This window comes from Paenibacillus sp. CCS19 (assembly GCF_033239625.1).
Classification (GTDB): domain Bacteria; phylum Bacillota; class Bacilli; order Paenibacillales; family Paenibacillaceae; genus Paenibacillus_T.
Genome location: NZ_BTCK01000006.1, coordinates 182,321 through 193,918, shown reverse-complemented (window position 1 = coordinate 193,918; position 11,598 = coordinate 182,321). Strand labels below are relative to the sequence as shown.

At 51.6% G+C, this 11,598-nt stretch carries 10 protein-coding genes; 8 read left to right on the top strand and 2 right to left on the bottom strand.

Features of this window, described 5'->3' with window-relative positions:
• Nucleotides 1-445: 445 nt before the first annotated feature.
• The 7 genes from SBI19_RS07480 (at nt 446) to SBI19_RS07450 (ending at nt 6,248) form a co-directional block, all read left to right on the top strand.
• Nucleotides 446-937, top strand: a complete 492-nt coding sequence (locus SBI19_RS07480) for a phosphatidylglycerophosphatase A family protein (protein ID WP_317966594.1) — start codon at nt 446-448, stop codon at nt 935-937.
• A 142-nt stretch (nt 938-1,079) separates the two neighbouring features.
• Entirely contained in the window at nt 1,080-1,268 is a 189-nt protein-coding gene (locus SBI19_RS07475) for a glutamate decarboxylase (RefSeq protein ID WP_191201964.1), read from the top strand.
• 36 nt (nt 1,269-1,304) lie between these two features.
• Nucleotides 1,305-2,186 (top strand): acetyl-CoA carboxylase, carboxyltransferase subunit beta, encoded by an 882-nt coding sequence (accD, locus tag SBI19_RS07470; RefSeq protein ID WP_317966590.1) that lies wholly within the window; start codon nt 1,305-1,307, stop codon nt 2,184-2,186.
• Nucleotides 2,176-3,237, top strand: coding sequence for an acetyl-CoA carboxylase carboxyltransferase subunit alpha (locus SBI19_RS07465; protein WP_317966588.1), 1,062 nt, complete (start codon nt 2,176-2,178; stop codon nt 3,235-3,237). The genes accD and SBI19_RS07465 overlap by 11 nt, the downstream gene beginning before the upstream one ends.
• Nucleotides 3,238-3,270: 33 nt before the next feature.
• Nucleotides 3,271-5,025 carry a pyruvate kinase gene (gene pyk / locus SBI19_RS07460; protein WP_317966586.1) on the top strand — a complete coding sequence of 585 codons (1,755 nt, stop codon included), beginning with the start codon at nt 3,271-3,273 and terminating at the stop codon, nt 5,023-5,025.
• A 111-nt stretch (nt 5,026-5,136) separates the two neighbouring features.
• Nucleotides 5,137-5,622, top strand: coding sequence for an acyl-CoA thioesterase (locus tag SBI19_RS07455; RefSeq protein WP_483312254.1), 486 nt, complete (start codon nt 5,137-5,139; stop codon nt 5,620-5,622).
• A gap of 233 nt (nt 5,623-5,855) precedes the next feature.
• A complete protein-coding gene (locus SBI19_RS07450) occupies nt 5,856-6,248 on the top strand; it encodes an FxsA family protein (protein ID WP_317966582.1) in 393 nt (130 codons plus the stop codon).
• A gap of 355 nt (nt 6,249-6,603) precedes the next feature.
• On the opposite strand, the gene ytvI is transcribed toward SBI19_RS07450, so the two are convergent.
• Nucleotides 6,604-7,719 (bottom strand): sporulation integral membrane protein YtvI, encoded by a 1,116-nt coding sequence (gene ytvI, locus SBI19_RS07445; protein ID WP_317966580.1) that lies wholly within the window; start codon nt 7,717-7,719, stop codon nt 6,604-6,606.
• 236 nt (nt 7,720-7,955) lie between these two features.
• On the opposite strand from ytvI, the gene ppk1 reads away from it, so the two are divergent.
• Complete coding sequence (ppk1, locus tag SBI19_RS07440; RefSeq protein ID WP_317966578.1) at nt 7,956-10,022, top strand: polyphosphate kinase 1; 2,067 nt, start codon at nt 7,956-7,958, stop codon at nt 10,020-10,022.
• On the opposite strand, the gene SBI19_RS07435 is transcribed toward ppk1, so the two are convergent.
• A complete protein-coding gene (locus SBI19_RS07435; RefSeq protein WP_317966576.1) occupies nt 10,016-11,542 on the bottom strand; it encodes a Ppx/GppA phosphatase family protein in 1,527 nt (508 codons plus the stop codon). The two genes, ppk1 and SBI19_RS07435, sit on opposite strands and share 7 nt — an antisense overlap.
• Nucleotides 11,543-11,598: the final 56 nt, after the last annotated feature.

Below are 11,598 nucleotides of genomic sequence, written 5' to 3'. Positions count from 1 at the left end.
GTCCAAAAGGGGCGCAGCCCCTGATCTGCTCGAACAAGAGTTGTACCCCGCAGGGGTACACGACTCTTAGCACAAAGTAACTCAGCAGCGCCGTAAGCCGGTCACACGCTTATTCCGGGGTCCAGGGGACGGGAGTCCCATGGGGTCCTCCCTAGCAGGGAGGATTTTATGTGGGTAGATCAATTGGGTTATATAAGCGACGCAGTCATGATTAGAGAAATAATGGGTCTCAGGGGCAAAGCCCCTGAATCCTCCCTAGCAGGGAGGATCAGCCGGGTAGATTTTTATGCACAATTTGTCAGCCTCCTGCATACATTTATGAGACACCGGGCATCCGCCGAGGATCAGCTGAAGCGGGACTTGCCTGTATAGCGGCTTAAAGCCGTAAGCGACTTGCCGGCAGCATCCAGACATTGACGAAGCTCCGGCTACGGAGGGATGACGATTGGCGAGCGAAAGCGGAATCGAAGCGTGGTTGTTGAAACGAGGCGTATCGATCGGAGATGTTGCCGAAATCGTGTTTGCGCTGCAGCACCCTTATAATGCCGATCTGACGATGGTGCAGTGCGAAGAAAGCGTACGAGCTGTACTGGTGAAGCGCGAAGTTCAGTATGTCATGTACACCGGCATTGCACTGGATGAATTGGCGGAGCGCAAGCTGCTGCCACAGCCGCTGCAGGCCATCATGGAGACAGACGAATCGTTATACGGCGTCGACGAGACGCTTGCGCTCGGAATTACGAACGTCTATGGCATGATTGGATTGACGAGCTTTGGCTATCTTGATAAAGTAAAGCCTGGCATTATCCGCAAGCTTAACTTGAAAGGCCCTCATATTCATGTTTTTCTAGATGATCTTGTCGCAGGTCTTGCGGCAGCTGCATCCGCGCGGATCGCTCATCAGGATCCGAAGGCGACACGTTACGAACTGCCTTAGATATTTCCCCTTATGAATAGGGTGATTGCATCCCCTGGAAACATCGGCTCATACCGCTTTGTTGCGGCCTTAAGAGAAGTTATGCTATCATAAGTTCATTATAGGGCCTGGAAACCGATGTTTTTAGGGGGTACAACCTTTCATGTGGACGGTCATCTATATCGCGCCTACAACTAGAATTGCAGAGAATATCAAGAACCGGCTGACAGAGGAAGGATTCCTCGTCCAGGTCAGGCCGATCAACCTTTCGAAACAGCAATATGAGATTTTGGTTCCGTCCGGCGAGCTCGAGGAAGTGCAGGAAGTGCTTAATTCCATCCTTCATCCGTGACTCGACCTAATAACTGCGCCGTGAGAGGTGTCATTCGTGTTTAAGGACTTATTCCATAAGAAGAAATATGCGACTGTTCCTTCCGTGCCCGCACCTGCGGAGCGACCGAAGAAGGATATTCCCGAAGGGCTTATGAACAAATGCCCGAAGTGCGGGAATATCGCATTCTCTAAAGAACTTGAAAAAAACTTGAAAGTATGTCCGTCATGCGGGCATCATTTCCGCTTGTCCGCTTGGGAACGTATCGGAATGACGCTTGATGACGGACGTTTGCTTGAAATCGACGCTCATCTGGAATCCGGCGATCCGCTGTCGTTCCCGGACTACAAGAACAAGCTGCGCAAACAGCAGGAGAAGTCTGGCCTTACCGAGGCTGTCGTTACGGGCGAAGGTACAATCGGCGGCGTTCCGGTTGTTGTCGCTGTGATGAGCTTCGACTTCTTCACAGGCAGCATGGGTTCGGTTGTAGGGGAGAAAATTACGCGGGCGATCGAATACGCAGACGCGAAGAAACTGCCTATCATTATTTTCTCGACTTCGGGCGGCGCTCGTATGCAAGAGAGCATATTGAGTCTGATGCAGATGGCGAAGACGAGTGCAGCACTGGCCAAGCTTCACAACAATGGCGGTCTGTTCATCTCCGTCTTCACAGATCCTACGACAGGCGGCGTGTCGGCGAGCTTCGCAAGCCTTGGCGACATTAATTTGGCCGAGCCTGGCGCATTGATCGGCTTCGCAGGTCGTATCGTCATCGAACAGACGATTCGTCAGAAGCTGCCTGACAACTTCCAGACGGCGGAGTTCAATCTGCAGCATGGCCAATTGGATAAGGTTGTCCATCGCAAGGACATGAGATCGATGCTGACTAAGCTGCTGGAACTGCACACCGTAAGGGGGGATTGGTCCGATGGCGAATGAGCTTCCATTCGAGAAACCACTAGTTGATTATCGCAAGAAGGTCGAAGAACTGAAGCGGTTCGGTCAAATGCAAGGGATCGATTTCTCGGAAGAAATAGCACGTCTCGAAGAGAAATGCAAGCAACTAGAAGACGAAATGTACAGCGAGCTGTCGGCTGCGCAGAAGATGCATCTGGCGAGACATCATCAGCGTCCGACTTCGCTTGACTATATCCAGACGATTTTCACTGATTTCGTGGAGCTTCACGGCGACCGCTTGTTCGCTGACGATCTGGCGATCGTCGGCGGCATCGCGCGTCTTAACGGAGTGCCTGTGACGGTTATCGGCCATCAGCGGGGCAAAGATACGCGCGACAACATCGCTCGCTTCTTCGGCAGCCCGCATCCGGAAGGCTTCCGCAAGGCGCTTCGTTTCATGCAGCAAGCAGTCAAATTCAATCGTCCGATCGTAACGTTCATCGATACGAAGGGCGCTTACCCAGGCAACACTGCGGAAGAACGCGGTCAGTCAGAGGCAATCGCACGCAACCTGCGCGAGATGGCTGCTTTTGGCGTTCCGATCGTCTGTGTCGTTATCGGCGAAGGCGGAAGCGGCGGCGCATTGGCGCTTGGCGTCGGCAACCGTGTCCTTATGCTTGAGAACGCGATCTACTCGGCGATTTCGCCGAACGGAGCCGCGTCGATTCTGTGGAAGGATGCATCCCGTGCCGACGAGGCTGCAGAAGCGATGAAGATTACAGCGAAGGACCTGCTCGCGTTCCAGATTATCGAAGAGATCATTCCAGAACCGCAGGGCGGTGCGCACCGCGACCTGGCGGAGCAGGCTCAATCGATTCAAGAAGCGCTGGTTCGCCACTTGAAAGAATTGTCGGCCATGTCCGCTGATCAGCTGATCGAAGACCGTTATAACAAATTCCGTAAGATAGGCGAGTTTTATGAGCGCCAAGAAGCGGAAACAATGAATGATAAGAAGCAAGAACTTGACAGCAGCTCAATGAATGATCAACAACCAGAACTTGATCTTGTTAAAAGTGTAAACCCAATTGTGTAGTTACGTACCCCAAACGGAGGTTAGAACCAATTTATGCGTAAAACCAAGATTGTTTGTACGATCGGCCCGTCGAGCGAATCGCTCGAGAACACGAAGAAGCTGATCGAAGCTGGTATGAATGTTGCGCGTCTCAACTTCTCCCATGGCGATTTTGAGGAGCACGGCAATCGTATCAAAAACCTGAAGCAAGCTCGTCAAGAGCTGGGCAAGACCGTTGCCATCCTGCTTGATACGAAGGGCCCTGAGATTCGTCTCGGCAAATTGAAAGAAGAGCCTATCGAACTCGAAGCAGGCAAAGCGATCACGCTGACGACGGAAGAAATTCTCGGCGATATTAACCGTATTCCGGTTACATATAAGAACTTGCCGAACGATATTTCCGAAGGCTCGACCGTACTGATCGACGACGGCCTTATCGGCTTGACGGTTGAACGCGTAGAAGGTACGGAAATTCACTGCCGTATCGTAAACAGCGGTCAAATCAAGAGCAAGAAAGGCGTTAACGTACCAGGCGTGCACATCTCGCTGCCAGGCATTACGGAGAAGGACGCGGCCGATATCGTATTCGGTATCGAGCAAGGCATCGACTTCATCGCAGCATCGTTCGTTCGCAAAGCTAGCGACGTGCTCGAAATCCGTGAACTGCTTGAGAAGCATAATGCGAGCCACATTCAAATTATTTCGAAAATCGAGAACCAACAAGGCGTTGACAACCTCGATGAAATTCTTGAAGTATCCGACGGCCTGATGGTTGCCCGCGGCGACCTCGGCGTTGAAATTCCAGCTGAAGAAGTTCCACTTGTTCAGAAGCGGATGATCGAGAAATGTAACCGCGTAGGCAAGCCGGTTATTACGGCTACGCAAATGCTCGACTCGATGCAGCGCAACCCGCGTCCAACGCGCGCTGAAGCAAGCGACGTTGCGAATGCGATTTTCGACGGTACAAGCGCAATCATGCTATCCGGCGAGACGGCTGCTGGCAAATATCCAGTGGAGTCGGTACAAACGATGTCCCGCATCGCTGAACGTGCCGAAGCGGCTCTGGAATACCGCGAGCTGTTCGTGAAACAAGCGAATGCACAACAAACGTCAGTAACGGAAGCGATCAGCCAAGCTGTTGCGAACTCAGCGCTTGATCTGGAAGCTGGTGCAATCGTAACGTCGACGGAGAGCGGCTACACGGCACGCATGGTGTCGAAGTACCGTCCGAAGTCGCCGATTATCGCTGTGACGCCTAACGAGTCTGTTATGCGCCGCCTGGCACTCGTATGGGGCGTTGTCCCTGCGTATGGTGCTGAAGCAGAAACGACGGACGGTATGTTCGAGACGGCTGTCAAAGGCGCGCTTGCAACGGGTATCGTAGGTCTGGGTGACACGGTCGTTATTACGGCTGGCGTTCCAGTTGGCCGAGCAGGCACGACAAACCTGATCAAAATTCACCATATCGGTGAGCTTGTAGCCAAAGGCCAAGGCATTGGCACGCAATCGGCTAAAGGTAAAGTCGTTGTTGCGCGTACGGCTGAAGAAGCAATTGCGAAGACGACGGAAGGATCGATTCTTGTAGTCGTCGCTTCCGATAAAGAATATATGCCGGCCATTGAGAAGGCTGCCGCTATCGTAACCGAGCAAGGCGGTATTACGAGCCATGCAGCAATCATTGGTCTCAACCTCGGTATCCCGGTTGTGCTCGGTATTGAGCGCGCAACGGAGCTGCTGCATGACGGTATGGAAATAACGCTGTACGGTGAGACAGGCGTTATCTATACGGGACAATCCAAAGTACTGTAATACGTGATGTTATTCAAGCGACGGTCTATTAGCCGTCGCTTTTGTTCTACCAGATAACCATTTATTCGATTGTTTCAATAAATCATTAAATCAAGAAATGCAGGGATGAAAATGAACGAGCAGCAACAATGGCATGTTCATCCGCTCAGGGTTCGTTATGAGGAGACCGATCAGATGAGCGTCGTCTTTCACGGCAACTATCTGACTTGGTTCGAGATCGGACGCACCGAGTGGATCCGGCATGCAGGTTATGCCTATCGCGATATCGAGGCGGCGGGTTTGCTGCTGCCTGTAATCGATATCGATTGCAAATATATAAAGTCGGCTCGCTATGACGATGTTGTGTTAGTGTGCACACGAATTGCGGATTATTCACCGGTACGGTTAGCCTTTGAGTCGCAAATTCGGCTCGGCGACGCTTCCGATCTGGCCGCTGGCGGCGATCTTCAAGATAGTCGAGCTTTAGAGACGCGAGAATTGCTCGCAGCAGGCGGCACGCGGCATATGTGGGTGAACGGTTCGTTCAAGCCGGCAAGACTGGATCGGGCAATGCCGGAGCTCTACGCAATGCTGAAGCAGCTTACGCAAGGGGATTAATAGCATTAATTAGCATCTAATAATTTGCACCGAATGATCAGTTACCTACGTAGTAACAAGAAACAAGCATATTACTGACTGACAATAGTAATGAAGAGCAGGCAAATTGCTGCTCACAGGTTGTCGTAGCGAGAAGCAAGCAAATTGCTAAGTATATGCTTACGAAGTAAGCAATTTCCTTACAGGCAGTATTTCATGAAGTAAGCAAATTGCTTTTAGGAGGTTATGTCATCATGCGCAAATGGCTTCTTATCGTAATTGTCGGCTTATTAATTGATTGGTGGACTATTAGCGCGGTTGGGGCTTGGCTCGGCGGGGGAATTTCGTTCCTGCTGCTGCTCTTGTCGGCCTTTGCCGGGTTTTACTTAATGCGATTCGAGGGGCGCAAATCGTGGCTGGAAATGCAGCAGCAGCTTCAACAAGGCTTGCCGCCGGGACATGCGATGCTCGATGGCTTCTGCGTGCTCCTAGGCTCGATTCTGCTCATGCTTCCAGGCTTCCTGTCCGACATAATCGGCTTGACGCTGCTCTTTCCTTTCACGCGGCCGCTCTATAAGGTTTATATGCTCACCTTTATCGAGAGAAAGCTTCGCAACGGCGGCTCTTTCACGATTCGACGCTGGTAAAATCGTGGAAGGTAATGCTTCGCTGCGATGTCTCCTCAAGTCGCGCTTTGCGAAGCAGGGGGAGGGGGAAAATAAAAAAAGGTTGAGCAGATGCTCGACCTTTTTTGAATCTGAATATCAATCTTGGTAGAATGGAAGAAGTAAGAACTTCCATTTACTAAATTTTAATAAAAAGAAGTAGCCGCTAAACGGAGCATGCAAATGATTCTGGAGAAACGAAGTGGTCGCCTTTGTCACTCGGATTGTTACCGCATCTGAATTTATATAATCAGAACAATCCGAGGACAACAGCGATCGTAAGAACATTTGCATGCGCAGTGCATTCGGCTCTACAAGCCAGCTCCGTTTTACCAGGCTACTTCGCTCCGCGCATGATGAATTGGTACAGGTCTCGGAACACATTGGCTCGTTGGAAGGCGAACAAGATGACGAGCGATACCGGGCCTATGATGAGACCGAGCACGCCGAACAGCTTCAGACCAACGAACATTGCGATGAGCGTAGGCAGCGGGTCTAGACCAACGCTGCTGGCGAGCACTTTCGGCTCGATCATCTGACGAGCGACGAGGATGACGCCGTACAGGATCGAAAGGCCGATGCCGAGCTGCACATCGCCGTAGATGAACGTGTAGGCGATCCAAGGCACCATGACAGCGCCGACGCCGAGGTAGGGCAGCAGGTCGACGAGGCCGATCAGCAGGCCGATCGTAATGGCGTAATTTACGCCGAGCAGGAGAAGACCGATAATAACGACAACCGCTGTAATCGAGATCATAATAAACTGTGAGCGCAGATAGCCGAACAGCGCCTTTTGCAGGTCGACCCATACGGTTGTGATGGACTTCATGAGGCCGCTAGGCACCCAGCCGGTAAGTACATTGGCATGTTTCTGCCAGTCCTTGCCGATGAAGAATGAAGCGAGCAATACGACAACGGTAATGGTCAGGACGTTCGGCAGCGAGATCAGAATCGATGTCAGCCCATTGAAGAAATGGGTGACGATGTTCGTGCTCGCTTCTGCCAGCAGGCCTGCGGTATCTTCGATCTTGTTGTTGATCGGCTGCTGATACTTCGGATTATCGTTATAGAAGGTGCTGATTTTATTAATGAGATCCTGCATTTCGGGGGTGTTTATAAACTTATCGAACTCATCGCGCCACCAATTGATCGTACCGTTAATGGACTGGGAGAGATGAATGACTTCCGTTACAATTCGGGTTATGAGGGCAGAAACAATCGTTACGGCAACAATAACGAATAGGAATAAGGAGAAGGTAACTGCGAGCCATCTTGGAAAACGGGCTCTCTTCTGTAGGAAGCGGACGAGAGGATTAAGCGCATAAGCGAGAATCCAGCCGATCAAGAATGGATAAACGAGCGGTGTTACATACACAACGGCTAGCACAAGCAGAGCGAGCATGACTGCGACGAATAGGCCACGCCATAAGCGCATGGCAACGATTTTGTTCAAGCTGCCGCACCTCCTAAGGATGAGTTCCAAATAAGTACGTTCGAAAGTCAAGCTGTACTAGAAAGTTTATCATGAATCAGAAGCTTTTTCCAAAGCTCGATGAGACATCTTGTCCGTTATGTACAATGCTGGACCCCCTTTTTGAACGATCTCTTTAACAATAGGTTTACAAATCTTTAACATTGTACAAATATTCGACAAGCATAATGAGGACAAGAATGGAGGCGCTCGTCCGTATGAGCAAGCAAATAATGTCCCACTATGTCAACCGCGATCTAAGCTGGATCGAATTCAATCGCCGCGTACTGCGCGAGGCGCAGGATGCTACAACACCGCTGCTGGAACGAGCGAAATTTCTTGCTATCGTATCCAGTAATCTGGACGAATTCATAAGCGTCAGAGGAGCAGGCGTTCAGAGTCAATTGAAAGCCGGTCTGACGAAGATGGATTTCACCGGATACACGCCGGCAGGACTATGGAAACGATTGATCAAACGTACGTCGCAAATGGTTACGGAACAATATCGCACATTCCGTGAAGTTGTACGCGGCATGGCGAAGGAAGGCATCGTCTTCCGCAGCATCGATGAGCTGAACGTGACGCAGACGACGGCAATGGAACGATATTTTCACGATATCGTCTTCCCTGTTCTGACGCCGATGGCCGTCGACCAGAGCCGTCCTTTCCCGCTCGTACATACGAAGGAGCTGTACATGTCCGTCCTGCTTCGCAAAGACGACGATGCGCCGGATGAAGAGCCCTATTTTGCAATTATCCAAATCCCGTCCATACTGCCTCGCCATATCCCGCTGCCTGTGCGTTCCGGTACGAAACGTTCCGAATTCGTGCTGCTCGAGGATCTGATCGAGAAGTATATCGACACGCTATTCAAAGGGTATACGCCATATGCGGTGCATCCGTTTCGGATTACGCGCAACTCCGACTTGACGTTGAACGAGGAGAATGCGGAGGACCTGCTGGAGGAGATCGAGAAGGAGCTTCGCCGCCGGCGCTGGGGGATGACGGTACGGCTGGAGGTGGATAAGGAAATTGACCCTTATGCGCTTGCCGTACTGAAGGATGAGCTGGAGATTAACGATAATATCGTCGAGATCGACGGGCCGCTTGATTTGAGCTTCCTGATGAAGTTCGCGGTGACGCTGCCCAATTACGATAATTTGCGATATGAGCGAATGGATCCGGTCTATCCGCGTGAATTCGACGATACAGAGGATATGTTCGAGGTGCTGCGCGAGCGCGATGTGCTTGTTTATCACCCGTATGAATCTTTCGAGGCGGTAACCGATTTTCTCGTACAGGCAGCCTATGATCCTGAGGTTCTCGCGATCAAAATGACATTGTATCGGGTCAGCGGTCAATCGGAGCTTGTCCAAGCGCTTGCCAAAGCAGCCGAATCCGGCAAGCAGGTTACGGTCGTCGTGGAGCTCAAGGCGCGTTTCGATGAAGAACGTAATATCGCGTGGGCGCGCCAGCTTGAGAAAGCAGGCTGTCACGTTGTATATGGCCTGATCGGCTTGAAGACTCATGCCAAGATTTTGCTGGTCGTTCGACGTGAACTGGATGGATTACGTCGTTATGTGCATGTCGGCACAGGAAACTATAACGATAGTACCGCCAAGTTATATACCGATATCGGGTTATTCACTTCGCATCCTGTAATTGGCGAGGACGCTTCTGCATTATTCAATGAGATGACAGGTTATTCGGCTCCCTATGATTGGCGGGCTTTCGGTGTCGCACCGACGTCGCTTAAGGATAAGCTGTTTGCCTTAATCGATCGGGAGAAGGAGCATGCAATAGAGGGGCGTCCCGCGCGCATTATTGCGAAGATGAACTCGTTGTCCAATCAGGAGATGATCGATAAGTTGTACTCCGCTTCGCAAGCTGGGGTTAAGATCGATCTGATCGTGCGCGGCGTATGCTGTCTTCGCCCAGGCGTAGAAGGGCTCAGCGAGAACATTCGTGTCATCAGCATCGTGGACCGTTATTTGGAGCATTCACGTTTGACGCTGTTCGCTAATGGCGGCGAAGAGGAAGTCTATCTATCGAGCGCCGATTGGATGACGCGCAACTTGAACCGTCGCATCGAACTGATGTGCCCGGTATTCGACGGCAATCTTCGCCGAATGATTCGGAACATTCTGTTCATGAACCTGGAAGACAATGTGAAGGCGCATGAGCTGCAATCGACCGGCGTATACCAGCGTGTAACGAACGAACTGGCTCCGATGCGGAGCCAGTTCGAGGCGAAGCGGATAAAGCGTTGGAAGTCGCATCAATAGTTAGGCACCACAAGAACAGGCGTCAGATGCCATGCTTTATGAAAATCTTTGCTTAACTCTTCTACTTCGGCCCGCTCGACATCGAGCGGGCTTCCGCTTGTCAACGCTTCAAGTTTAAGTGTTCCTTGTACGGTTGCTATGGATAGACGTCCAATTGACTGCGTCTCAGTACGATCCAGCGCGATTGCTAGCTGCAGCAGCGTGCCGAGCAGTGTGATATAGTCGAGATCCTTGTCCTCAAGCAGCTCGCGGAATTCGGCGATTTGCTGGCGCAGCCGGCTTTTTCCTTTGAAGGAGGCAATCGCAGCGACCAGAACCATCTCACGATGAGAGAGCCCGTTCAAATGCGAATTGACGATGAGATAAAAGGAATGCTTCGCGTATTGATAATAATCGATGGATGCACCGATTCGGAACAGCGACGAGGCGGTATCCATCAAGCGGTATGCACGTTCCGGCAACTCTGTCTTAGGGCTCAAGTGTTCGAACAGCTGCATCGCAAGTCGATTCACCTGCATGACGTGAGGCTGCGGTGCTTCAGGGTGCAGTAAGCTTAGGTTGCGCACGCTGTAGCCGAGCACATCGTCCATCCGCGGCTGATTCGGGAACCGGGTATCGTAGAACAAGCCATCTCTTAGACCAGCGCCACAGACGAGGTAGTGGGTCGCCTGCAGCTTGCGGAACAGGCAGCGAAGGATCGCAAGACCCGATACGATTACATCGGCGCGGTCTTTGGACAAGCCCGGAAATTTATTCCGTTTATCCGTAGGGATTGGACGGAGCTGTTCGAACAGCTCGTCCGTTCGTTCGCTTGTCATCTTATAATTGTGTGTAAGTGGGAAAGCATACTTGCTATCCGCTTGGTCGACCTTGCTCAGCGCTCGAACGGTGCCGCCCACGCCGATCAGCGGCATTCCCGGCGTCCAGCTTAGCCACGCTTCATGGCGAATTGTGCGCTCGACTGCTTCCTCAAGCTCTTGAAGCCCTTGATTGGACAAGGTGCCGTCTTTGGCGAGAAATTGGGACATATTTACGCAACCGATAGGGAACGATACGCTCTGTACGAGTGTCCGGTCGCGAAACAATGATATTTCGGTGCTCCCGCCGCCGATATCGATCAAGAAGCCTTCACGGACATCGAGGGTGTTGATCATGCCAAGGAAGCCGAACCGAGCCTCCTCTTCGCCGGAGAGTACCTCGATGGTAAGTCCTGCCTCTTCCTGCACGCGTTCCACAATCTCGTCTCGATTAGCGGCATTGCGAATCGCTGCAGTGGCGACAGCGCGTATATAGCCCGTGCGATGATGGGCGCAAATGAGTCGGTAATGGTTCATTATGTCAATAAGTTCATCGATTTTCTCTGGCCGCAGACGACCGTGATCATCGATACTGCCGCTTAGCCTCGCGGGTCGTTTGCTGCCGTCAATGACGCGGTGAGCTCCATTAGCGGTACGTTCATAGACGGCAAGTCGAATAGAGTTGGAGCCGATGTCGATAATGCCTAGGCGTTGTTCCTTCATAATTGCTTCCTCCGAATACGATTAGACTGCCGCTGCCCAAGTTTCAATGACGGCTA

Coding starts and splice junctions, on each gene's coding strand:
- pyk (WP_317966586.1), top strand. CDS start 3,271: ATGCGTAAAACCAAGATTGTTTGTACGATCGGCCCGTCGAGCGAATCG.
- SBI19_RS07465 (WP_317966588.1), top strand. CDS start 2,176: ATGGCGAATGAGCTTCCATTCGAGAAACCACTAGTTGATTATCGCAAG.
- SBI19_RS07450 (WP_317966582.1), top strand. CDS start 5,856: ATGCGCAAATGGCTTCTTATCGTAATTGTCGGCTTATTAATTGATTGG.
- SBI19_RS07475 (WP_191201964.1), top strand. CDS start 1,080: ATGTGGACGGTCATCTATATCGCGCCTACAACTAGAATTGCAGAGAAT.
- SBI19_RS07435 (WP_317966576.1), bottom strand. CDS start 11,542: ATGAAGGAACAACGCCTAGGCATTATCGACATCGGCTCCAACTCTATT.
- ppk1 (WP_317966578.1), top strand. CDS start 7,956: ATGAGCAAGCAAATAATGTCCCACTATGTCAACCGCGATCTAAGCTGG.
- SBI19_RS07455 (WP_483312254.1), top strand. CDS start 5,137: ATGAACGAGCAGCAACAATGGCATGTTCATCCGCTCAGGGTTCGTTAT.